Origin of the sequence: Streptomyces sp. NPDC060198 (assembly GCF_042728415.1) — a bacterium.
Lineage (GTDB): Bacteria > Actinomycetota > Actinomycetes > Streptomycetales > Streptomycetaceae > Streptomyces.
Genome location: NZ_JBHWZJ010000095.1, coordinates 1 through 22,340, shown reverse-complemented (window position 1 = coordinate 22,340; position 22,340 = coordinate 1). Strand labels below are relative to the sequence as shown.

20 protein-coding genes are annotated in these 22,340 nt (G+C 72.2%); 13 read left to right on the top strand and 7 right to left on the bottom strand.

What is annotated here, in order from left to right:
• The first annotated feature begins 156 nt into the window (after positions 1 to 156).
• The 3 genes from ACFWEP_RS14810 to ACFWEP_RS14800 all read left to right on the top strand — a co-directional run bounded on the left by ACFWEP_RS14810 (position 157) and on the right by ACFWEP_RS14800 (position 3,262).
• Positions 157 to 1,287, top strand: a complete 1,131-nt coding sequence (locus tag ACFWEP_RS14810; protein WP_387370094.1) for an NADH:flavin oxidoreductase — start codon at positions 157 to 159, stop codon at positions 1,285 to 1,287.
• Between the two features lie 317 nt (positions 1,288 to 1,604).
• Positions 1,605 to 2,927 carry an ammonium transporter gene (locus tag ACFWEP_RS14805; RefSeq protein WP_387370091.1) on the top strand — a complete coding sequence of 441 codons (1,323 nt, stop codon included), beginning with the start codon at positions 1,605 to 1,607 and terminating at the stop codon, positions 2,925 to 2,927.
• Positions 2,924 to 3,262, top strand: coding sequence for a P-II family nitrogen regulator (locus ACFWEP_RS14800; protein ID WP_387370089.1), 339 nt, complete (start codon positions 2,924 to 2,926; stop codon positions 3,260 to 3,262). The genes ACFWEP_RS14805 and ACFWEP_RS14800 overlap by 4 nt, the downstream gene beginning before the upstream one ends.
• Positions 3,263 to 3,332: 70 nt before the next feature.
• On the opposite strand, the gene ACFWEP_RS14795 is transcribed toward ACFWEP_RS14800, so the two are convergent.
• The 4 genes from ACFWEP_RS14795 to ACFWEP_RS14780 form a co-directional block, all read right to left on the bottom strand.
• Positions 3,333 to 4,220 (bottom strand): ketose-bisphosphate aldolase, encoded by an 888-nt coding sequence (locus ACFWEP_RS14795; RefSeq protein WP_387370087.1) that lies wholly within the window; start codon positions 4,218 to 4,220, stop codon positions 3,333 to 3,335.
• Between the two features lie 131 nt (positions 4,221 to 4,351).
• On the bottom strand, positions 4,352 to 5,269 hold the full coding sequence (locus tag ACFWEP_RS14790; protein WP_387370084.1) for a 1-phosphofructokinase family hexose kinase: 918 nt from the start codon (positions 5,267 to 5,269) through the stop codon (positions 4,352 to 4,354).
• Entirely contained in the window at positions 5,266 to 6,336 is a 1,071-nt protein-coding gene (locus tag ACFWEP_RS14785) for an ROK family protein (protein WP_387370082.1), read from the bottom strand. Before ACFWEP_RS14785 ends, ACFWEP_RS14790 begins: the two co-directional genes overlap by 4 nt.
• Before the next feature lie 5 nt (positions 6,337 to 6,341).
• Positions 6,342 to 7,226 (bottom strand): SIS domain-containing protein, encoded by an 885-nt coding sequence (locus ACFWEP_RS14780; RefSeq protein ID WP_387370080.1) that lies wholly within the window; start codon positions 7,224 to 7,226, stop codon positions 6,342 to 6,344.
• 422 nt (positions 7,227 to 7,648) lie between these two features.
• On the opposite strand from ACFWEP_RS14780, the gene ACFWEP_RS14775 reads away from it, so the two are divergent.
• The 9 genes from ACFWEP_RS14775 to ACFWEP_RS14735 all read left to right on the top strand — a co-directional run bounded on the left by ACFWEP_RS14775 (position 7,649) and on the right by ACFWEP_RS14735 (position 15,938).
• A complete protein-coding gene (locus ACFWEP_RS14775; protein WP_387370078.1) occupies positions 7,649 to 8,449 on the top strand; it encodes a DeoR/GlpR family DNA-binding transcription regulator in 801 nt (266 codons plus the stop codon).
• 776 nt (positions 8,450 to 9,225) lie between these two features.
• A complete protein-coding gene (locus ACFWEP_RS14770) occupies positions 9,226 to 10,458 on the top strand; it encodes an ATP-binding protein (RefSeq protein ID WP_387370076.1) in 1,233 nt (410 codons plus the stop codon).
• The gene (locus ACFWEP_RS14765) at positions 10,455 to 10,859 is read left to right on the top strand and encodes a roadblock/LC7 domain-containing protein (protein ID WP_275493012.1); all 405 of its coding nucleotides are present in this window, start codon (positions 10,455 to 10,457) and stop codon (positions 10,857 to 10,859) included. Before ACFWEP_RS14770 ends, ACFWEP_RS14765 begins: the two co-directional genes overlap by 4 nt.
• Positions 10,856 to 11,230 (top strand): DUF742 domain-containing protein, encoded by a 375-nt coding sequence (locus ACFWEP_RS14760; protein WP_328720432.1) that lies wholly within the window; start codon positions 10,856 to 10,858, stop codon positions 11,228 to 11,230. Before ACFWEP_RS14765 ends, ACFWEP_RS14760 begins: the two co-directional genes overlap by 4 nt.
• Positions 11,205 to 11,795 (top strand): ATP/GTP-binding protein, encoded by a 591-nt coding sequence (locus tag ACFWEP_RS14755; protein WP_387370073.1) that lies wholly within the window; start codon positions 11,205 to 11,207, stop codon positions 11,793 to 11,795. Before ACFWEP_RS14760 ends, ACFWEP_RS14755 begins: the two co-directional genes overlap by 26 nt.
• Positions 11,796 to 11,906: 111 nt before the next feature.
• Complete coding sequence (locus ACFWEP_RS14750; RefSeq protein WP_387370071.1) at positions 11,907 to 13,295, top strand: cytochrome P450; 1,389 nt, start codon at positions 11,907 to 11,909, stop codon at positions 13,293 to 13,295.
• A 244-nt stretch (positions 13,296 to 13,539) separates the two neighbouring features.
• Positions 13,540 to 14,673: a cytochrome P450 gene (locus ACFWEP_RS14745; RefSeq protein ID WP_387370096.1), complete on the top strand. Its 1,134-nt coding sequence runs from the start codon at positions 13,540 to 13,542 to the stop codon at positions 14,671 to 14,673.
• A gap of 10 nt (positions 14,674 to 14,683) precedes the next feature.
• Entirely contained in the window at positions 14,684 to 15,499 is an 816-nt protein-coding gene (locus ACFWEP_RS14740; protein ID WP_387370069.1) for an enoyl-CoA hydratase/isomerase family protein, read from the top strand.
• Between the two features lie 61 nt (positions 15,500 to 15,560).
• On the top strand, positions 15,561 to 15,938 hold the full coding sequence (locus ACFWEP_RS14735) for a VOC family protein (protein WP_387370067.1): 378 nt from the start codon (positions 15,561 to 15,563) through the stop codon (positions 15,936 to 15,938).
• 41 nt (positions 15,939 to 15,979) lie between these two features.
• On the opposite strand, the gene ACFWEP_RS14730 is transcribed toward ACFWEP_RS14735, so the two are convergent.
• The 3 genes from ACFWEP_RS14730 to ACFWEP_RS14720 all read right to left on the bottom strand — a co-directional run bounded on the left by ACFWEP_RS14730 (position 15,980) and on the right by ACFWEP_RS14720 (position 19,743).
• Positions 15,980 to 16,777, bottom strand: coding sequence for a peptidoglycan recognition protein (locus ACFWEP_RS14730; RefSeq protein ID WP_387370065.1), 798 nt, complete (start codon positions 16,775 to 16,777; stop codon positions 15,980 to 15,982).
• Between the two features lie 140 nt (positions 16,778 to 16,917).
• A complete protein-coding gene (locus ACFWEP_RS14725; RefSeq protein WP_387370063.1) occupies positions 16,918 to 18,150 on the bottom strand; it encodes a cation:proton antiporter in 1,233 nt (410 codons plus the stop codon).
• Between the two features lie 87 nt (positions 18,151 to 18,237).
• Positions 18,238 to 19,743 carry an alpha/beta hydrolase gene (locus ACFWEP_RS14720; RefSeq protein ID WP_387370061.1) on the bottom strand — a complete coding sequence of 502 codons (1,506 nt, stop codon included), beginning with the start codon at positions 19,741 to 19,743 and terminating at the stop codon, positions 18,238 to 18,240.
• Between the two features lie 259 nt (positions 19,744 to 20,002).
• Here ACFWEP_RS14720 and ACFWEP_RS14715 point away from each other — a divergent pair, with 259 nt between their 5' ends.
• Positions 20,003 to 22,297: an MMPL family transporter gene (locus tag ACFWEP_RS14715; RefSeq protein ID WP_387370059.1), complete on the top strand. Its 2,295-nt coding sequence runs from the start codon at positions 20,003 to 20,005 to the stop codon at positions 22,295 to 22,297.
• Positions 22,298 to 22,340 lie beyond the last annotated feature (43 nt).

The window sequence follows — 22,340 nt, the reverse complement described above, 5'->3', positions numbered from 1 at the left end:
GCATCGCACCCGGCGGGCGGGCGCCCGGGGCACGGCCGCGGCGGGCCGGTGCGACGGGAGACCTTCGCCACAGTGGGTGCGGGCCGGGGAAGCCGCGGCGGAGGTCGGGTGTTGGGCAGGGGAGGACTCGACCAGCCGACGGACAGGACACCCGACGTGACCGAAGTGAACGCGATCCCCGCAGCCCAGCGCGCCTCCGAAGCCCTCTCCCGGCCGTTCACCGTGCGAGGGCTGACCTCCCGCAACCGGATCGCCATGGCGCCCATGACACGCGAGTTCTCGCCGGGCGGCGTTCCCGGCCGAGACGTCGCGGAGTACTACGCCCGCCGGGCCGCCGGCGGGGTGGGGCTGATCATCACCGAGGGCACCTACGTCGACCACGCCTCCGCCGGAACCAGCGGCCGGGTGCCGCGCTTCCACGGCGAGGACGCGTTGGCCGGCTGGGCCGGTGTCGTGGACTCGGTGCACCGCGAGGGCGGCGCGGTCATTCCCCAGCTGTGGCACGTGGGCGTGACCCGCGCCGAGGGCGCTCCGCCGTTCACGGACGCGGAGCCGGTCGGCCCTTCCGGTGTGTCCCTCACGGGCGAGCCCAAGGGGCGCGCCATGACGCAGAAGGACCTCGACGACGTGGTCGCGGCCTTCGCCGACGCCGCCGCGGCGGCCGAGCGGCTCGGCTTCGACGGTGTGGAACTGCATGGTGCCCATGGCTACCTCATCGACCAGTTCCTCTGGTCGGGCAGCAACCGCCGCACCGACGCCTACGGCGGTGACATCGTGGCGCGCACACGTTTCGCGACCGAGATCGTGGCGGCCTGCCGGGCTGCCGTGTCCGACTCGTTCCCCCTCTTCTTCCGTCTGTCCCAGTGGAAAGCGGGCGCGTACGAGGCGAAGCTCGCAGAGTCGCCGGATGAGCTGGCCACCCTGCTCACGCCACTCGCCGAGGCCGGTGTGGACGTCTTCCACGCGTCCACCCGCCGCTACTGGCTACCGGAGTTCGACGGTTCCGATCTGAACCTCGCCGGCTGGGTGAAGAAGATCAGCGGACGGCCGACGGTCACCGTCGGCTCGGTCGGCCTGGACGGGGAGTTCTTCCAGGCGTTCCAGGGGCAGGGCTCCCCGGTCACCGGAATCGAGCAGCTGCTGGACCGGATCGAGCGCGACGAGTTCGACATGGTGGCGGTCGGCCGTGCCCTCATCGCCGACCCCGAGTGGGCCGCGAAGACGCTGGCCGGGCGTACGGAGGACATCGCCCCGTTCGGTGCGGAGATGCTGAAGTCGCTGCGCTGAAACGAGCGGGGGAGAGGGACGGGGCGAGGTGTCCGGCCGGCTGGGCCGGCCCCGCCCCGTCCCTCTCCGGCCTCCGGGGCGGAGGACCGGAGCACGTGGACCACGGTGCGGACCGCCCGCTGTCGACCCCGCCACTCGCCGACCACCCACGGCACACCGGGCGTTGTTGCTTCCGTCACCCTCGGGCAATGAAATGCGCCGGAAACTCGCGCGTGCTCCGTACGTAACGCGCGCCCGCGACTCTCTCCTTCGCCGGAACCCCACGCCGCCCCGAGGAGGGACCCCCCGTGACCCCCGTTCCCCCTACCGCGGCAGGTGTGGCAGGACTCGACACGGGCGATACCGCCTGGCTGCTCGCCGCGACCGCGCTCGTCCTGCTGATGACTCCGGGACTCGCCCTGTTCTACGGCGGCATGGTCCGCGCCAAGAGCGTGCTGAACATGCTGATGATGAGCTTCGTGGCGATCGCTCTGGTCACCGTCGTCTGGCTGACCGCCGGCTACTCGCTGGTCTTCGGCGACGACACCTTCGCAGGACTCATCGGTGGTGTCGACCACCTGGGGCTCGCGGACATCGGCCCCGGCGACCTGACGAACGGCGTTCCCACCCTGCTGTTCGCCACCTTCCATCTGACGTTCGCGATCCTGGCGGCGTCGTTGATCAGCGGGGCGGTGGCGGACCGCATGAGGTTCGCGGCGTGGGTGGCGTTCGTACCGGTGTGGGCTCTGCTCGTATACGTTCCGGTCGCGCACTGGGTCTGGGGGCCGGGTGGATGGATCACACGGTCGCTCGGTGCTCTGGACTTCGCCGGGGGGCTCGTGGTGGAGATCGCCTGCGGGGCCTCGGGCCTGGCCCTCGCGCTGGTGCTGGGGCCGCGCATCGGCTTCAAGAAGGAGGCCATGCGTCCGCACAACCTGCCGATGGTGATGCTCGGTGCCGGCCTGCTCTGGTTCGGCTGGATGGGCTTCAACGGCGGTTCGGCCCTGCACGCGGACGGACTGGCGGCGGCCGCGGTCCTCAACACCCTGGTCGCGGGGTCCACCGGTCTGCTCGGCTGGCTCTTCGTCGAGCAGAAGCGCGACGGCCACCCGACCACCTTCGGCGCGGCGTCGGGCGCGGTCGCCGGACTGGTGGCGATCACGCCCGCGTGCGGCACGGTCGGGGTGCTGGGCGGGGCGGGGATCGGCCTGGCGGCGGGCGTGGTGTGTTCGTACGCGGTGGCCTGGAAGTTCCGGTTCGACTTCGACGACTCCCTGGACGTCGTGGGGGTCCACTTCGTCGGGGGCGTCGTCGGCACTCTGCTCATCGGGCTGTTCGCCACGTCGACGATGACCGGGGGCCCGGAGGGTCTCCTCCTCGGCGGGGGGCCGGCCCTGCTCCTGAAGCAGGGCTTGGCGGTGCTGGTCGTGGCCGCGTACACCTTCCTGGTGACGTACGGGATCGGCAGGGCGATCGACCGGCTGATGGGGCTGCGCGCCTCCGGCGACGAGGAACTGACCGGCCTGGACCGGACGGTGCACGCGGAGAGCGCCTACGATCACGGCGTCCAGGGGGCCGCCTCACCGCAGGCGCACCACCCGGCCGCTCTCTCCGCCGCTCGTCCCGCCGCTCACCAGAAGGACAGGATTCCGCCCTCATGAAGCTCATCACCGCGGTCGTGAAGCCGCACCGCCTCGACGAGGTGAAGACCGCGCTCCAGTCGCTCGGTGTGCAGGGCCTGACGGTCACGGAGGCCAGCGGTTACGGGCGCCAGCGCGGCCACACCGAGGTCTACCGGGGCGCCGAGTACCGCGTGGACCTGGTGCCCAAGATCCGTATCGAGGTCCTCGTGGAGGACGCCGACGCGGACGCGGTCATCGACGCGGTCGTCCGCGCGGCCCGGACCGGCAAGGTCGGCGACGGCAAGGTGTGGGCGGTCCCGGTGGAGACCGTCGTACGCGTCCGCACCGGCGAGCGGGGCCCGGACGCGCTGTGACCCCGCCGGGCCCTCGTCATTCGTTTACCTCGGCGCTCCCCCCGTCGCGCCGCAGCCCCGTCGCGCCCGGTCAGCGTGCGGGGGCCTGCGCGACGACGGGGGCCACGGCGCCTTCGAGGACGCCGACGAAGGCCGCGACCGTGCGGCTCATCGCGGTCCGGCCGGAACCGAGGTAGCCGCGCGGATCCACGGCCCGGGGGTCCTCGGCGAGGTGGGCCCGCACCGCGCTGGTCATCGCGGTGTTCAGAGCCGTACCGATGTTGATCTTCGAGATGCCGCCGGTGACGGCCTGCCGCAGCTCCGCGTCGGGTACGCCCGAGGAGCCGTGGAGCACCAGCGGGAGATCCAGCGCCTCGCTCAGCCGTCCCAGCAGTCCGTGGTCGAGGCGTGCCGTGCGGGCGGTCATGGCGTGGGAACTGCCGACCGCCACCGCGAGGGCGTCGACCCCGGTGGCCTCCACGTACGCGCGCGCCTCGTCCGGGTCCGTCCGCGCACCCGGGGCGTGGGCGTCCAGCGGCTCCTCGCCGTTCTTGCCGCCCACCTGGCCGAGCTCCGCCTCCACCCACAACCCGCGCCGGTGGGCCCAGAGCACGGCGGAGCGGGTGGCCGCCACGTTCTCCTCGTACGGCAGCCGGGAGGCGTCGAACATCACCGAGCTGAACCCGCAGTCGGCGGCCTGGTGGAGCAGGGCGGTGCTGTGCACGTGGTCGAGGTGGAGAGCGACGGGAACCCCGGCCTGCTGAGCCGCTTCCGCCGCGGCACGGGCCAGCGGTCCCGGGCGGCCGTGGTGGAACTTCACCGCGTTCTCGCTGATCTGGAGGATGACCGGCGACCCCGCCCGCTCGGCGCCCTCGATGATCGCTTCGGCGTGCTCCAGGGTGATGACGTTGAAGGCCGCGACGGCGCGGTACTCGGCGGCTGCGGTGGCGACCAGGTCGCCGGTGGCTGCGAGGGGCATGTGCGTGTCTCCGATGCGGTGTGGAACGAGGAGGACGGCAGGAACGGCAGGAACGGTGTTACGGCGTAGGGAGGTTGTGGACGGGAGCCGGTGCCGGGCGTCGCGACGGGGCGAACCTTGGCTGACACGCCCTAGGGCCGGCCGTCCCGGGTGACTTCGACGCGCCTGGCGAGTTCGCGGTAGGTCTCCGGGTCGAACTCCCCCGCGCGCGGGGCCCGTACGGTCGCGGCGGAGAGCGCAACCGCGTCGGCGAGGAGCTCGGGCCAGCGCGTCGCGTCGGCGAGGCCTGCCGCCAGCGCGGCCACCACGGAGTCCCCCGCGCCCGCCGTGTTTCCGGCGATCCGGCCAGGTGGCCGGGCCCGCCAGACGCCGTCCGGGGTGACGGCCAGCAGCCCGTCCGGCCCGAGCGAGGCGACGACGGCCTCCGCACCGGCGGCGATCAGGGCGGACGCGGCCCGCGCCGGGTCCTCGAAGCCGGTGGCCGAGCGGAGTTCGTCGGCGTTGGGCTTGACCACGGTGGGCCGTGCGGCGAGCCCTGCGGTCAGCACCGGCCCGTCCGCGTCGAGGATCACCGGTACGCCCCGGGCGCGGGCGAGCCGGATCAGCTCGGCGCAGGCGTCCTTCCGCAGCCCCGACGGCAGGCTGCCGGAGATCGTCAGCACCCGCGCCCGCGGGAGGAGATCGCGTACGGCGGCCCGGACCGCCGCCCACTCGTCGGCGGTCACCTCCGGGCCCGGCTCGTTGAGCATGGTGGTGTCGGTACCGTCCACGACCGCGACGGTGCGCCGGGTCTCCCCGCCGACCGCCACCGCCACATGGGCGAGGTGGCGGCCCTCCAGGTCGTCCCGGACCACTTCGCCGGTACGGCCGCCGAGCGGCAGGACCGCCGTGGTCGGGCGGCCCAGCGCGTGCAGGACCCGGGAGACGTTGACGCCCTTGCCACCGGCCTGGGCGTGGACCTCGGTCACCCGGTGCGAGGCGTGCGGGCGGAAGCCCGGCACGGAGTAGGTGATGTCGAGGGCGGGGTTCGGCGTCAGCGTGACGATCACCGGCTCTCCCTCTCTCCCGGTCGCGCCGACGGCAGGCCCACGGACAGCGGGTCAGCCGACAGCGGGTCAGCCGACAGCAGGTCCGCCGCGAGCAGCCCCGCGCCCAGGCAGCCCGCCCGGTCGCCCAGCTCCGCGCGGACGAGCGCCGGAACGCTCTGGACGGTGGCCCGTTCGGCCATCCGCTCCCGCAGCGGTACGAGCAACTGGTCACCGGACTGGGCGAGTCCACCTCCCACCACGATCAACGGCGGGTCCAGCACCGCACAGACGACGAGCAGGACGTCCGCGAGGGCCGAGACCGCCTCGTCCCACACCGCACGGGCCTCCGGCTCTCCGGCCGCGGCCCGCCGCGCCACCTCCGCCGCGTCGGCCACCGCACCCGAAGCGGCGCCGGCGGGGGCACCCACAGCCTCCCCGTACCGCCGGGACACGGCCGCCGCCGACGCGTAGCGCTCCGCGCAGCCCGCGCCGCCGCAGGCGCAGCGTTCGCCGTCCGGGCGGACCGCGATGTGGCCGATCTCGCCGGAACGGTGGTGCGCGCCGGGGGCGGCCCGCCGGTCGCGGATCAGGGCTGCGGCGATGCCGGTCCCGACCGGGACGAACAGGAAGTCGCGCTCCGCGCGACCGGCGCCGAGCCGGGCTTCGGCGACTCCTCCGGCCCGGACGTCGTGGCTGACCGCGACGGGCAGCCCGGTCCGTTCACGGACGAGCTGGCCGAAGGGGACGTCGTGCCAGCCGATGGTGGTCGAGCGCAGGGCCGTCCCGGCGGCTTCGTCGACGATGCCCGGGACGGCGAGCCCGACGGCCGAGACCGGACGACCGGCCTCGGACGCCCGGCGGCAGAGGCCGTCCACGAGATCGAGTACCCGGCGCACCACCGATTCCGGGCCGCTCTCCCGCCCCGTGGGCTGCCAGAACTGGTCGTGGACCCGGCCCGCGGGGTCGAGCAGGGCCGCCTTGGTCCCCGTACCGCCGACGTCGACAGCCATCAGGTGCGGGTGGGCCCCCGCGGTCCCGCCCGCCCCTGCTCCGCCCGTCCCTGCTCCACCCTCCACGGTCCGGCTCATCGCGGTCAGGCTTCCTGGAGGACCACCGAGCGCGTCAGGTGACGCGGCCGGTCGGGGTCGAGGCCGGCCGCGACCGCGCGGGCGACGGCGAGCCGCTGGACGCGGATCAGGTCGGCCAGCGGGTCCAGACCGCTCTCCACCCAGCGCGCTCCGGTGGCGCGCAGCTGCTCGGGGAGACCGGCGGGGGCGGTGCCGAACATCCAGGTCGCCGTGGTGTCCGTGGCGATGCTGATCGGACCGTGGCGGTACTCCATGGCCGGGTAGGACTCGGTCCAGGCCAACGAGGCTTCCTTCATCTTCAGCGCGGCCTCGTTGGCGAGGCCCACGGTCCAGCCGCGGCCGAGGAAGGAGAGCTGGGTGGCGTCGACCAGGCCGTCGGGCAGCGGTTCGGCGAGGGCGGTCTCGGCGTCGGTCACCACGGCGTCGGTGTGCAGCCCCAGATGGGCGCGGAACAGGGTGAGCGCGGTGGTGGCGAACCGCGTCTGGACGACGGACTCCTCGTCCGCGAAGGCGAGTTCGATGATGTCGTCGCAGACCGCCCGCACCTCTGCGCTGGGCACGGCCGTGACCACGACGGTACGGATGGTGCCGTGCAGCCGGCCGAGCAGTTCCAGTACCTCGGTGGTGGTACCGGAGCGGGTGAGCGCCACGACCCGGTCGTAGCGGCGGCCGAAGGGGAACTCCGAGGCGGCGAAGGCGTCGGACTCGCCGAGTCCGTTGCTCTCGCGCAGCGCCGCGTAGGCCTGCGCCATGTAGTAGGAGGTGCCGCATCCCACCACGGCGATGCGTTCACCGTGGGCGGGGAGGGCCTCGGCCCGCGTGGACGCCAGCTCGGCGGCGCGGCGCCAGCAGGCGGGCTGACTGGCGATCTCGGCTTCGACGAAGGTCACGGAGTGCGCTCCTGACTGAAGGACGGGCGAGGGACTTACTGAGGGACTTGCTGAGCCCCGGGCTGAGGGACTTGCTGAGCCCCGGGCTGAGGGGCGTGCCGAGACGGGACGTACCGGGCGACCGACCCGGGCCGCCGACCGCGCGGCCGACCGGAGAACGGGTCACCGGAGAAAGGGCCACCGGCGAACCGACCGAAGAGCCGGCCGAGGAACGGTCGACGGAGGGATGCCCGGCCTGGACCCGCCCCGCATGTTCGTTCCTGCACGTTAGCTGCCTCAATCGAGCATTTTCAAGCATGGACGCCCCTGTTTCTTTCACCGTTCGAACATTTCCGCCGCTCGTGACAGGCTTGCGACTGTCCGGATTTCGCCCCAGGGGAGCCCGGAGACCCGCACGCCACACACATCCGAGGAGAGCGCCTGTGTCCAGGGACGCCCGGTGGAACGCCCTGCTGGAACTGCTCGCCGCGCGCGGCCGGGTGGACGTGGAGGAGGCCGCGGTGACCCTGGAGGTGTCGGCCGCGACCATCCGCCGGGACCTGGACCAGCTCGCCGAGCAGCAGATGCTCACCCGGACCCGGGGCGGCGCGGTCGCGCACGGGGTCTCCTACGAACTTCCCCTGCGGTACAAGACCGCGCGCCACGCCTCGGAAAAGCAGCGCATCGGCCGCGCCGTGGCGGACCTGGTGCCGGCCGGTGGCGTCGTGGGCCTGACCGGCGGCACGACGGTCACCGAGGTGGCGCGCGGCCTCTCGGTGCGTACGGACATCGGCGGCGACAGCGCGGCCGGCGGCAGCACCCCGCCCGCGCTGACCGTGGTGACCAACGCCCTGAACATCGCGAACGAGCTGGTGATCCGGCCGCAGATCAAGACCGTGGTGACCGGCGGAGTCGCCCGCCCCCAGTCGTACGAGCTGACGGGACCGCTGGCACGCGGGGTGCTGGAGGAGATCACGCTCGACGTCGCCGTACTGGGCGTCAACGCGATCGACGTACGGGACGGGGCATACGTCCATCACGAGGGCGAGGCGGCCGTCAACCGGCTGCTGGCCGAACGGGCTCAGCGCGTGGTCGTGGCGGCGGACTCCTCGAAGATCGGCCGCCGGGCCTTCGCCCGGGTCTGCGAACTGCGCCGCATCGACGTGCTGGTGACCGACACCGCCATCGGCGACGAGGACGCGGACGCGTTCCGTGAGGCGGGCGTGACCGTCATCGCCGTCTGAATCGGCCGCCGCCCGTCACCCGGCCCCACCGCCCCACGACCCACCGCCCGAACCGGGCCGCCACCCGTCACCCGGCACCCGCCGCCCGTCACCCGTCACCCGGCCCCACCCACCCACCCACCGTCCGAACCGGGCCGCCACCCGTCACCCGGCCCCACCGACCCACGACCCACCGTCCGAACCGGGCCGCCGCCCGTCACCCGGCCCCGTCGGCCCTCTCACCCAGCGTCCCGACCGGCCGCCACCCCAGTGGACAGCCCCTCATCCGAGGCCTTCACCACGGCCCGGAAACCGGCTCGCGCGCCCTACGCGATATCTCCACACTCCCCCCACAACCCCCACTCTCTCCACCACCTCCGCTCCGCACGACCACGCACGCCACCCTGCGGCCACTCCCCGTGCCCCCCGCCACACCCTCGCGTCCCCCCGCCCGCCACCGGACGCACGTGTCACCACCGCACCGTTCACCCTCGCGAACGGACATCCACCCGCACACGGCGCGCATATGACGGTGGATCATAAATGCGCACAATCGGTCGAGACCGCACAACTGGCGTTCACGAATTCACACTTACTTATGTGGTCCATGTAAGATCAACTGACTTCCAGTGGGCTGATGGCGTACAGGGGGCACTCCGCAAGGGGTGACATCCTCGGCCCCGACTTCGGAGGGGCATTCCCTGCGTGGCGCGGTCCAGGGCTCGTTGAGCCAGGGAATACGGCAGGCACGGGGGCGCCAAGCCGTATCCGCAGCCATGGCACTTGAAGTGAGTCTCATGACATTTCCACAGGACGCTGTCCTCTGGGCACTGATGGTCGTAGCACTGGTCGCCGTTGGCGCCGTGTTGCGGGCTCGTAAAACCAATATCCGGCTGCGCAGGCAGACCTCCGAGCTCAGAACCGAGCGCGAGGGGCTGTGGCGGCAGCGCGACGAGTGGCAGGCCGCGCAGACCGGGCTCCTGCACCGGCACGCCGCGGAGCTGTCCGACGTCCGCAAGGACGCCGAGGAGGAGACCAAGGCCGTCCTCAAGGCGGCCGTGCGTACCCTCCAGGGCCTCGCCGACCAGCAGCAGGTCGTCATCGAGAAGGCCCAGACGAAGTACGGCGACGACCCGCAGATCCTGGCCGACCTGATGGCGATCGACCACGCCAACAGCCAGTTCGGCCGCCGGGCACAGGGCATCGCCGTGCTCTGCGGGGGCTGGCTCGGCCGCCGCGAGACCGTTGCCTCCGTCTTCGACGTGGCCCGCAGCGCCCAGGGCCGTATCCGGCACTTCGACCGGGTCCGGATCAACGGGCAGGTGAACTTCTCGGTGGTCAGCAGGGCCGTCGAGCCGGTCGCCGTGGTCCTCGCCGAGCTGATGGCCAACGCCACCAACTACTCCGCCCCCGGTACCCCGGTCGAGATCAACATCCAGGCCGTTCCCTCGGGCGTCTGCCTCATCGTCGACGACGCCGGGCTCGGCATGGGCCAGGAGGAGAAGGACCGCGCCGGAGCCCTGCTCGACCCCCGCGCGGAGATCAGCGTCTCCAGCCTGGGCATTCCCCCTCAGTTCGGGTTCGCCGTCTCCGGCCTGCTGGCCGCCCGTTACGGGTTCAAGGTGTCGGTGGACTCCGTATCCCCCTACGGAGGTGTACGCGCGGTGGTTCTGCTCCCCGACGAGCTGCTGACCGGCGACGTACCGCCGAGCCCCGTACCGGTCACCCGCGAGACCCCGGCGCCTCCCGTGCCGTCGTTCACCGGGCGCCCGGCAGCGGCCGCCCCGACCCCGCTGTTCCCCGACGCCGTACGGCACGAGCCGGCCGCTCCCGCGACGCCGCCGGCGACCACCGTCGGCGGCCTGCCCAAGCGCCGCCGCCAGAGCCCGGTCTCCGTACTGCCCACGGCGGCGACCGAACCGGCGCTGGTGCGCAGCAACGAAGAGACGGCCTCCCGGCTCGGCGCGTTCCAGCGGGGCACCCGGTCCGGACGTGACACGACGACGATGGAAGGAACCGAGAACCAGTGAATCCCGACCTGTCGTGGGTACTCGACGACGTGCTCCAGGTACCCGGCGCCCGACACGCGATCCTCGTGTCCGCCGACGGCCTGCTGCTCGCCAGTTCGGCCGACATCGGCCGTGACGACGCCGAGACCGTCGCCGCCGCCATGAGTTCGATGCAGTCGCTGAGCCGTGCCGTCGCCCCCTTCATCGGCACCCGGACGCCCGGCCAGTGGCGGCAGACGCTGCTGGAGTACGAGGACGGCTGGATCTTTCTCATAGCGGCGGGCAGCGGCGCGTACCTGGCCGCCGCGGCGGCGGCGGACGTGGACATGGAAGCGATGTCCTTCCGCATGCAGCAGCAGGTCGGCGCGGTCGGAAAGGCGATGACCACACCTCCTCGCCAGACGGCGGGAAGCGACGCATGACGGCCCGGGGCGAGGAAGAGGCCGTCTCCAGCGGATTCGTCCGCTCGTACGTCATCACCGGCGGGCGCGGTCTGCCCGACGCTGATGCGCTCTCCCTCGTCACGCTCGTCACCATCGCCCCGGACCGGGAGATGCCCGCCCAGGCGGGTCCCGAGGTCCGGGCGATCTGGGACCTGTGTTCCGGCGGCTACCTCTCGGTGGCGGAGGTGGCCGGCCACCTCCAGCAACCCGTGGGAGTGGCCCGGCTGCTGCTCCAGGATTTAGCGGAACAGGGTCACCTGATCCGGCGCAAGGCCCCGCCGGCCGCCCAGCTCGTCGACCGGAAGATCCTCGAAGAGGTGTTGCATGGACTCCACGTCCGCTTCGGCTGAGAACATCTATGTGCCGGATGCGGTCCAGCGCGCGGCGAAGATCCTCGTCGTCGGACACTTCGCCGTGGGCAAGACGACCCTCATCGGCACGCTCTCCGAGATCACCCCGCTGCGGACCGAGGAGAGGATGACGCAGGCCGCCGCCCATCTGGACGACCTGCGGAGCGCTCCCGGCAAGGAGACCACGACGGTCGCGCTGGACTTCGGCCGTCTGACGCTCAGCGAGGAACTGGTGCTGTACCTGTTCGGTACCCCCGGGCAGCAGCGGTTCGTACAGCTCTGGGAGGACATGGCCCGCGGATCGCTCGGCGCGCTCCTGCTGATCGACCCGGGCCGGCTGGCCGACACCTTCCCGGTGATCGACCTGGTCGAGCGGTACGGCCTGGAGTACGCGGTCGCCGTGAACAGCTTCGACCCGGCGACGCAGCACAGCGAGGACGAGCTGCGCGAGGCACTCGACCTGCTGCCGGACACTCCGGTGATCCACTGCGACGCCCGTGACCAGAAGTCCTCCGCCAAGGCCCTGATCACGCTGGTGCAACACCTGCTCGCCCGCGTCGCCTAGGCGGGTGTCCGACCATGCGCGTCGAATGGTCGGACACCCGCCCGGACCGCCCCTTCAACGCTCCACCCCCCACGGGCCCGTTCCGGCCCGCCTTCACACCGAGGAAGAGACATGGACCCGTCGCCGGGAGCCAACCCGCAGGGCGCCCCCTCCGGGTGCCCGATGCACCAGGGGCGACAGACGTCGCTCTACGGACCGGAGTTCGCGGCCGATCCGCATCGCGTGTACGAGGCGCTGCGCGCCCACGGGCCCGCTGCCCCGATCGAGCTGGCCCCCGGCGTGGAGGCCACTCTGGTGGTCCAGCACGAGGCGGCGCTCCGGGTCCTGCAGAACCCGTCGCTCTTCGCACGGGACTCCCGGCGGTGGGTCGCGCTGCGCGAGGGGCAGGTCCCGCTCGACAGCCCGGTCCTGCCGATGATGGCGTACCGGCCCAACTGCCTCTTCACGGACGGCACCGAGCACCTCCGGCTGCGCAAGGCGGTCACCGAGAGCCTCGCCCGGCTGAACCCCAGCCGGCTGCGGCGGGACGTGGAGCGCATCGGGGACTACCTGGTCGACCAGTTCATCGAGCGGGGCAGCGCCGACCTCCTCGGCGACTACGCGAAGCTCCTGCCGCTGCTGCTCTTCAACCAGCTCTTCGGCTGCCCCGGCGACATCGGCGACCGGCTGACCCGTGACATGTCGGCCATCTTCGACGGTGAAGACGTGCTGCGCGCCAACGCCCGTCTGACGGAGTGCCTGATGGAGCTCGTCGCGCTCAAGCGGCGGCAGCCCGGTGAGGACATCACCTCCTGGCTCATCCAGCACCCGGCCGGCCTCAGCGACGAGGAGCTGAAGGACCAGCTCGTCATGCTGATGGGCGCGGGCGTCGAGCCCGAGCGCAACCTGATAGCCAACGCCCTGCTCGCCATGTTGTCGGGCGACCAGGGCCAGAACGGCCACCGGGGAGGCGGGCTCCTCGTCGAGGACGCCATCGACGGGGTGCTCTGGAACAACCCGCCGATCGCCAACTACGCGACGCATTACCCCGTTCAGGACGTCGACCTGAACGGCATGATCCTTCTCGCGGGTACGCCCGTACTGATCAGTTTCGCCGCGGCGAACAGCGACCCGGATCTCAACGCCGCTCGCGAAACCATGGCCAAGGGCGCCCATCTCGCCTGGGGCGCCGGCCCGCACGTGTGCCCGGCGAAATCCCCGGCCCAGTTGATCGCCCTCACCGCCATCGAGAAGGTGCTCAATTCCGTACCGGACATCGCTCTCGCGGTGCACCCGTCCGCCGTCGAATGGCGGCCGGGACCTTTCCACCGGGCGCTGGTCTCCCTGCCCGTGGTCTTCACCCCGACCGCGGCCCGTCACGCGGTGACGCATCATCAGGCCACCGCAGGAACGAGGGCATCGGCCGAACCGGTTCAGGTGACGCCCCGTCACCACGCGGCCGATCCGGGGAAAAAGAACAAGGGTTGGTGGAGTTCTTTCCTGGACGTGTTCCGCGTGTGAATTGACCATCCCTGAGGCATATTCCTGTGACATGACCAACAATGATCGGTGCATGGTCGGGATATGCCCGCGGGTAGGTTCTGGGCGGTAACAAAGAGCCCAGGAATAGGAACTCTCCGTGACTGCGAGCAGCGGCATACACAGCCCCGTCGTCGACCGCCGGGCCTTGGTCGCCCTGCTCCGAAAACTCAAATCACCGGAGGGGCAGGGGGATCCCTATCCCCTGCTGGCCGAATTGAGAGCCATGGGTGACGTGGTACCCGCCCCCTGGGGCGGGTTCTTCGTCACCGGCTTCGATTCGGCCAACCAGGTGCTCAAGGGACGCGGTTGGCTGGCCCCCGACTTCGCCTGGCAGGAACGCCAGGAAGACGCCGGACGCTGGGACGCCGTCGCCACCCAGGAGATGACCAAGACGCTGGCGCGCCTCAACGCCCCGGAGCACACCTGCCAGCGCCGCAGTCTCGGCAACCTCTTCGACCGTACGACGATCGAGCGGCTCACCCCGCAGGTCGAGGAGCACGCCGGCAAACTGCTCGACGGCCTCGCCGCGGCGCTCGAAGGCGGCGGCGAGGCCGACTTCGTCTCCCTGGTGAGCGACCGGCTCCCGATCTCCACCATCGGCGGCTGGCTCGGTATCCCCGCCGAGGACTACGACCACATCCTGGAGATCACCCATAACCAGGTGCACGCCCAGGAGTTGCTGCCGACCCGTAGCGAACTGGCCGTCTCCGCCGACGCCACCGCGCACCTGCGGAAGTACTTCACCCAGCTCGTCCAGGCGCGCCGCGAACGGCCCGCCCACGACGTCCTCACCGGCTGGATCCACACCTGGGACGCCATGGAACCGGACCGGGAGGCGGCGGACGAGATCCTCTACCGGCTCACCATGTTCGTCACCATCGCCTCCCTGGAGACCACCGCGACCCTGCTCTCCTCCCTGGTCTCGCTGCTGGCCGGCGACCCGGAGCGCTGGGCGGAGCTGCGCGCGCACCCCGAGCGGATCGACGACGCGCTGGAGGAGGTGCTCCGCTACGACCCGCCGATACACATCAACACCCGGGTCGCCGCCGCGGAGACCGAACTCGCGGGCGTCACGATCCCCAAGGACTCCATGGTCCACGTCATGTACGGGGCGGCCAACCACGACCCGCGCCGCAACGAGGACCCGGACACCTTCGACATCGGGCGCCGGGGCAACCACCTCACCTTCGGCGGTGGCGTCCACTACTGCCTGGGCGCGGCCCTCGCACGGCTGGAGGCCCGCTCGCTCCTCGTCCAACTCCTCGACCGCTTCCCGGATCTCCGGGTCACCACCCCTGCCACGTACGCCTCCCGGATGGTCTTCCGACGCGTGACCTCTCTCGGCGTGACGATATGAATGTGACGATATGAAACTCCCGCTGTCCGACTTCCTCTCACCCTACGGACGCCGCACCACCACCGTGCGCACCCACCGCGAGGGCCCCGTCCTGCGGATCGAACTGAACCGGCCGGAGGATGGCAACGCTGTCAGCGAGGCGATGCTGGACGACCTGCTGACCGTCCTCGCCGTACCGGACCCCGAGGTACGCGTCCTCGTCCTGAGCGGTGCCGGAGAGGACTTCAGCCTCGGCGGCGACCGGCACGAGTTCGCGGACTGGCTCGACGAGGACCCCACCGGACGCGGCATCCGGATCGCCGGCGACAAGGCCCGCCGCGTCTGCGAGGCACTCACCGCCAACCCCGCGGTCACCGTCGCCCGCGTCCAGGGCAAGGTCATCGGCGCCGGCGTCGCGCTCGCCCTCGCCTGCGACCTGCGCGTCGGCGCGGACACCACCACCTTCCGCCTCCCCGAGCTGGCCCTCGGCCTGCCCACCGCCTGGGGCGGCGTGCTCCCCCGGCTGATCAACGAGATCGGCGCCGCCCGCGCACGCGAGCTGATCCTCACCGGCCGCGTCTTCGACGCCCAGGAGGCGTACGAACTCTCGGTCCTGCAGAAGGTCGTCCCCGAGGCCGAACTCGACCGGGCCGTCGGCGACTGGGCCAGACCCATCGTCCGCCGCCCGGAGTCCGCCCTCCGCGTGACCAAGGCCCTCTTCGCCTCCTACGCGGCCCCGACCCGCCTGGCCGACCCGTCCCTCCTGGACGCCGAACTCATGGCCTCCGTCGCCGCCGCCCACCACCACGCCAGGAACAACGGCACGCAGGCGGCACGGGCGCGGTAGCGGTCACGAGGGTGCCCGGAAAACACCTCTGCCCGACGCCACAACGTGATCGGGTGGCCCCATGACTTCTGCCATCCGCCACATCACCGTCGACTGCGCCGATCCGTACCTCCTCGCGGGCTTCTGGGCCTCCGCGTTGGGCGGTGAGCTCGCCGCCGACGACTTTCCGGGTGACCCCGAGGCGTCGGTGACGGCCGGCGCGCACGCGTTGCTGTTCGTCGCGGTCGAGGACAGGAAGGCCGTCAAGAACCGGCTGCACCTCGACCTCCAGCCGCAGGACCGCACCCGGGACGAGGAGGTGGCCCGGCTGATCGGGCTCGGGGCCACGCTGTACGAGGACCACCGAAAGCCGGGCGGGGCCGGGTGGGTGACGCTGCTCGACCCCGAGGGCAACGAGTTCTGCGTCGAGCGCGGTGCGGCGGAGCGCGCGCGAGCCTGAGACACGGGCCGGTTCACGGGCTGGCTCACGGGGCAGGCCCCTCACCGCCCGGCGGCCTGCTTCGGGGCCTCGGCCTCGGCCGGGAGCAGGTCCGCGCTGCCGCTGGCGGCCTTGCGCAGTTCGGCGGTCTTCTCGCGGATCTCGGGGAGCTTGGCGTACAGCGCGTCGCCGGGGCAGTCGGTGCCGTAGCTGTCGCGGTGGCCCGAAATGACCTGCAGGTCGGCGGAGTTGCCCTTGGGGTAGAGGCTCTCGCTGTTGGTGGAGACGAGGACGACCTCGCCGCGCGGGTCGGTGCCGGGGCGCAGTTTCCAGGCGGCGATGCGCTCGATGGCGTCGAGCATGGGCTGCGGTACGGGGGTGTCCGGGTCGGTGAAGGTGCCGAGGGCGGCTATGCCGACGGTGTCCGCGTTGAAGCCCTTGGTGTGGGCGCCACGCACCGAGCGGGTGACTCCGCCTGCGCGGCCTTCGTAGATGGTGCCGCAGCGGTCGACGACGAAGTTGTAGCCGATGTCGTCCCAGCCCTCGTCGTTGACGTGGTCGGACTGGACGGCCCGCAGCATCTCGGGGGCGTCGTCGCAGTCGTAGCGGTTGCCGTTGTTCGTGTGGTGGATGAAGACGGCCCGGGCGGGGCCGGTGTACACCGCCTTCTCCTTCACGATCGATTCGTCGGCGTGCCAGGCGGCGCGGCTGACGATCCTGGGTTCGGCGGGCACCCGTATCCGTTCCGGGGCGACGGCGGCGGCGCGCTCGGGCGGGGCATGCCCGGCGGGGCCGTCCCTGAGTATCAGGAAGGCCAGCGTCAGGAGTACGGCTCCTGCGGCCAGTCGGCGGGACCACATGAGGTCCACCCTGCGTCGGCCCGCCGGAGTTCGCAGGAGGGCCGGGCAACCGGGTGAAGTACGGCGCCCGCTCCGGCGCCGCCCCCATGACCTGCACGATTGTCCGGGGCGGGGCCGGCGGGCCCGCCCCGGTGCGGGCTTCACCAGGCCTCGCCGCCCCGGTCGGCCCGCGCTCCCCCGGCCCCGGCCGCGGCCTCCAGGCCTTTGCTGCGGGCCAGCAGCCAGGGCGCCACCAGGGGGAACACCAGGACGGACACCATCGACGCGCCGACCAGGGCCGCCCCCTCCCCGGAGCCGATCACCTTCTCGTCGAGCCCGATGGTGGTGATGGCGACGACGAGCGGCAGGCAGGTGGCCGCGTACAGGGCGAGCGCCCCGCGTTCCGCACGGGTGGACAGGTCGCGCGGGGCGAGCAGCCAGACGGGGCCACCCCGTACGAGCACGAAGAGGACCAGGAACACCGGGAGCAGCGCGAGCGGGCGGCCGCCGTCCAGCAGGGCCTTCAGGTCGAAGTCGATGCCGGTGACGACGTAGAAGAACGGCACGAGGAAGCCGAAGCCGATGGCTTCGACCTTGGAGAGGATCACTTCGCTGTTCTTTGGTACCGAGCCCGTCAGGACGAGCCGGGTCAGCAGGCCGGCCGCGAACGCGCCGAGGAGCGTGTCGAGGCCGAAGAGTTCGGCGAGGCCGAGCATCGCGGCGAGCAGCAGCATCACGAAGCGCACCGCGAACTGGGCGCTGCCGTGCAGGGTCGTGGCCACCATCCGGGCGAACCAGGGCTGCCGGGGCCGGGACGCCCACCAGACGGCACCGGCCGTCAGCAGGGCGAACACCGCCAGGACCGCGCTCGACGCCCCGGGGCTCCGCCCACTGAACAGCAGGGCCATCGCGATGATGGGGCCGAACTCACCGACGGCGCAGAATCCGGTGACGACCGTCCCGAACCGGCCTCCCAGCCGCCCCGAGTCCCGCAGGATCGGCAGGACGGCCCCGAGCGCCGTGCTGGTCAGCGCGGTGCCGATGACGAGACTCCGGGACAGGTCGCCGCCGTTGAGGGCGAGGGAGATACCGAGCCCGAGGGCGAGGGAGATCAGCCAGGCACCGCCTGCCCGGCGCAGGACGGGTACGCCGACCTCCCCGAACCGGATCTCGTATCCGGCCAGGAAGATCAGCATCGACAGGCCCAGGTCGGAGAGGGCGTCGATGACCTGGTCGTGGTGGGCCAGCCCGAGGACGTCCGGGCCGACCACGATCCCCAGCAGGATTTCGAAGATCACCACGGGCACCGAGAGCAGCCGCGAGACGGAGGCGGCGAGCAGCGGCGCCAGGACTGCCATGGCCATGATCAGGATGAGGGTTCCGGGGTTGTCCACCGTTCGCATCCTGCAAGAGCCCGCCGCCCGCGCCGGGGATGGACACGCCCCCTGCGCTCTCCCCTACGGGCCGTGGCGCCGAGGGCCTCAGTCGGGGCAGTACGTGTCCCGTGCCGGGCGCCGCCCCGTGGTGAGGAAGGTGCTCACGGTCCGGTCGCCGCAGGCGTTGCCGTTGCCCAGGTACATCCCGTGGCCCCCCTGCTCGACGGTGACCATGCGGGCCTTCGCGCCGAGCGCCTCGCGCATCTTCAGGGCGCCGCTGTACGGGGTGGCGGGGTCGCGGAGGCTCTGGATCATCAGGATGTCCGAGGGGCCGTCGTCGGTGAGCGTCACCGGCTTGGCGGCCGGCGGGTTCTGCCAGAACGAGCAGGGTGTGATGTTGCCGGGCATCCCGGCGGTCAGTGGGTACCGCTCCCGGTCGGCGGCGACCTCCTTCCGGTACCCGTCGACCTCCGCCGGCCAGCGCACGTCGTTGCAGATCACCGCGACCATCAGCGCCGCGTCCTGGTCCGGCAGCGGGTACACCAGCTCCGGCGGCAGTACGGGCACGGCCGCCGGGTCCTGTACCGACCGCACCAGCGTGGCGAACCCGGCGAACGCGCTGTCGGAGTACAGAGCGCTCTGGAGTGCCTGGCGCAGGCCGTTGCCGGTGAGCGGGGCGCCCGGGACGCTCGACTCCCGGGGGGCCCGGTCGAGTCCGGCGGCAAGGGCCAGAAGCAGCGGTTCGACGTCCTCGGGACGTTCGGCGAGCCGCTGCCCGTCCGTCTCGCGGGCCGGGTCGGAGGCCCAGGCGGCGAAGTCGGGGAAGCGGTCGGCGGCGCCGCGCGCCATGTTGGCGAGCCAGCCGCGCTCGACGCGTTCCGGATCGGGGTCGCCGCTGCTGTCGAGCACCAGCCGGTCGACCCGCCCGGGGTACGCCTGCGCGTACTGGGCCCCGATGTAGGTCCCGTACGAGACGCCCCACGCCGAGACCTTCCGTTCGCCGAGGGCCTGCCGGAAACGGTCCAGGTCGCGGACCTGGTTGGCGCTGGTGAAGCTGCGGAGCACCGCGCCACCGTCGCGCGCGCAGGCTTCGGCGGTACGCCGGGAACGGGCGACGTTCTCGTCGATCGAGCCGTCTGCCGCGGGCCAGGACCGCAGGGCCGTGAGCTTGCGGTCCTCCTCGGCGAGTCCGCAGCCGGCCCTGGTGGAGCCGCCGACCCCGCGCGGGTCGAGGGAGACCAGGTCGTAGCGGCCGTACGTCGACTTCCGCAGGGCCGCGCCCTTCTGTGTCAGCCGCTGGACACCCGAACTGCCGGGTCCTCCGGGGATCACCATCAGCGTGCCGCGCCGGGCGTCGGGCCGGTCGGTGCGCAGCCGGGAGACGGCCAGAGTGAGGGAGGGGCCGTCCGGGCTCGCGTAGTCCAGCGGTACGGAGAGGTCCGCGCACTCCTGTCCGGCGAGCCCGCCGGTGCAGGGCCGCCACTCCAGGGCGGCGGTGCTCACGGGCCCGGCGGCGGCCTGGGCCGAGGGGGTGACGGCGGCGGTGAGGGTCACCGCCAGAACGGTGGCGAGGAGCGCGGCCGGCCGTGCGCTGTTCCGGTAAGTAGCCATGGGAGAAGGGTGGTTGACGCGATGCCGTGTGCCCATCCGGCAGCCGGGAGGCCGGGGGGTGGGGACAGCCCCCTGAGGAATCCGCCTCAGGAATCCGCCTCAGGGCTCGCCCTCAGGGGCCCCGCGCGGGCCCCTTCCCCGTGTCCGCGCCCACGCCCGTTCGGACGCCCCCACGTGCCCCCGCCCGCGAACCCTCCTTGACTGGGACGTCACCAGGTCTCCGCCAGGACGCACGCCCGCCAGGCCACCGGGAGGTCCCATGCCGTCGTCACCGGCCGCGAAGGCCGTCCCGCCCCCGCGCCGCGCGGACGGAGCCCCGCACCCCACCGGCGGGCTGCGCCGCCTCGGTGCGTGGTGCGCCCGGCACTTCGTGATCGTGCTGGTGCTGTGGGTGGTGGCGCTCGCGGGGCTTCAGGCGCTCGTCCACGCGTACGGCGGCGACTACTCCGACGACTTCTCGCTCCCCGGTACGCAGTCCCAGGACGGGCTGGACGTCCTTGAGGCGCACGCCCCGTCCGCCGGCGGGTACAGCAGCCAGATCGTGCTGCACGACGCGGACAAGCCCCTCACCGACCTCTCCGACCAGGTCTCCTCGACGGTCGGCAGCCTCCAGAAGCTGCCGGAGGTGCTCTCGGCACAGAACCCGCTGCCGCCGCCCGGAACCCAGCCGACCCCGCCGCCCACCGGCACCCCGAACACCGGGCCGCTCTCCACGGACGGGAAGACGGCGTACATCACGGTCCGTTTCGCCGTGCAGCCCTCGACGCTCGGCTCGGACTACCTGCACGGTGTGGACAAGGCGGTGCAGCCGCTGCGTTCGGCCGGGGCGCAGGTGGAGTACGGGGGTCCGCTCGGCGAACTCGCGCGGCCCGAGGCGAACGACCGCACCAGCGAGGCGATCGGCTTCGGGGTGGCGATCCTGGTGCTCCTGATCGGCTTCGGCAGCCTGCTCGCCGCCCTGTTGCCGCTGGTCACGGCGTTGTTCTGCGCGGTGTGCGGGCTGGCGCTGCTGGGGCTGCTGGCTTCCGTGTGGACGTTCGCCACGGTGTCTCCGACGCTCGCCACGATGATCGGCATCGGGGTCGGCATCGACTACGCGCTCTTCCTGGTGACCCGCCACCGGCAGAACCTCATCGACGGACAGCCCCCGGCCACCGCCGCCGGGAACGCCGCCGCGACCAGCGGGCGCGCGGTGCTGCTCTCGGGCTGCACGGTGATCATCGCGCTGTCCGGGCTCTGGGTTTCCGGCATCGGGTTCATCGGAAAGCTGGGCCTGGCGGCGGCCGTCACGGTGGTCACGGCGGTGCTGGGCGCGCTCACCCTGGTCCCCGCGCTCCTCGGGCTGATCGGCCGGCACATCGACCGTATCCGGGTCCGTACCCCGATCGCCGAGACGGACGCGGCGCCGGGCGAGAGTGCGCACGGCGGCTGGCACCGCTACGCGGAGCGGGTGGAGCGGCGGCCCTGGTGGTTCCTGGTGGGCGGGGTGGTGGTGCTGGCGGTGCTGGCCTTCCCGCTGTTCTTCATCCAGTTGGGGCACATCGGCGACGGCGCCGACCCGAAGTCGTTCACCGACCGGCGGGCGTACGACCTGATGTCGTCCGCCTTCGGGCCCGGTTCCAACGGCCCGCTGACCCTCGTCGTCGACCAGAGCGACGTGCCCGCGGCGGACCGGGCGGCGCTCTCCTCGCAGGCCCAGAAGGCCCTCACCGGGGTGACCGACGCCGCGAAGATCACCCCGCTCACGGCCACTTCGGACGGGGACGTGCTGACCGCGACCGCGTACTCCGTCGCCGCCCCGCAGGACGAGCGGACCACCGCCCTCACCAACGACCTCACCGACACCGTCCTACCGAAGGCCGTCGAGGGCTACAAGGCGCGGACGTACGTCACCGGCACCACCGCCGCCCAGGTCGACTTCCTCGACATCGTCTCAAGCCGGCTGCCGTTGATCATCCTGGTGGTGGTGGGCCTCGCGTTCCTGGTGATCCTGGTCGTCTTCCGGGGGCTGCTCGTCGCGGTGAAGGCGGCGGTGCTCAACGTGCTCTCGATCGCCGCCTCGTACGGGGTGGTGGTCGCCGTCTTCCAGTGGGGCTGGGGCGGTCCGGCGCTCGGCGTGTCGGGGGACGTGCCGATCGAGAGCTACGTCCCGATGATGATGTTCGCGATCGTCTTCGGCCTGAGCATGGACTACGAGATCTTCCTGCTCTCCCGCATCCACGAGGCCTGGCTGCGCACCGGCGACCCCCGGGGGAGCGTGGCGCACGCGCTGGAGATCACCGCCCGGGTCATCACCTGCGCGGCGCTGATCATGGTGAGCGTCTTCGCGGCGTTCCTGATCAGCGACAACATCGTGGTCAAGATGCTGGGGCTGGGCCTCGCCGCCAGCGTGCTCATCGACGCGACCGTCGTCCGGCTGCTCCTGGTGCCCGCCGTGATGACGCTGCTGGGCCGGGCCGCCTGGTGGACCCCCCGGTGGCTGGACCGCCTGCTGCCGCACCTGGACGCGGAGGGCACGGCCGGGACCGCCCACAAGCCCGCCCGGAAGCCCTGAGGCCCGCACGCGCGAGCGCCCCCGCCCGGCCGGTCACGAGGAC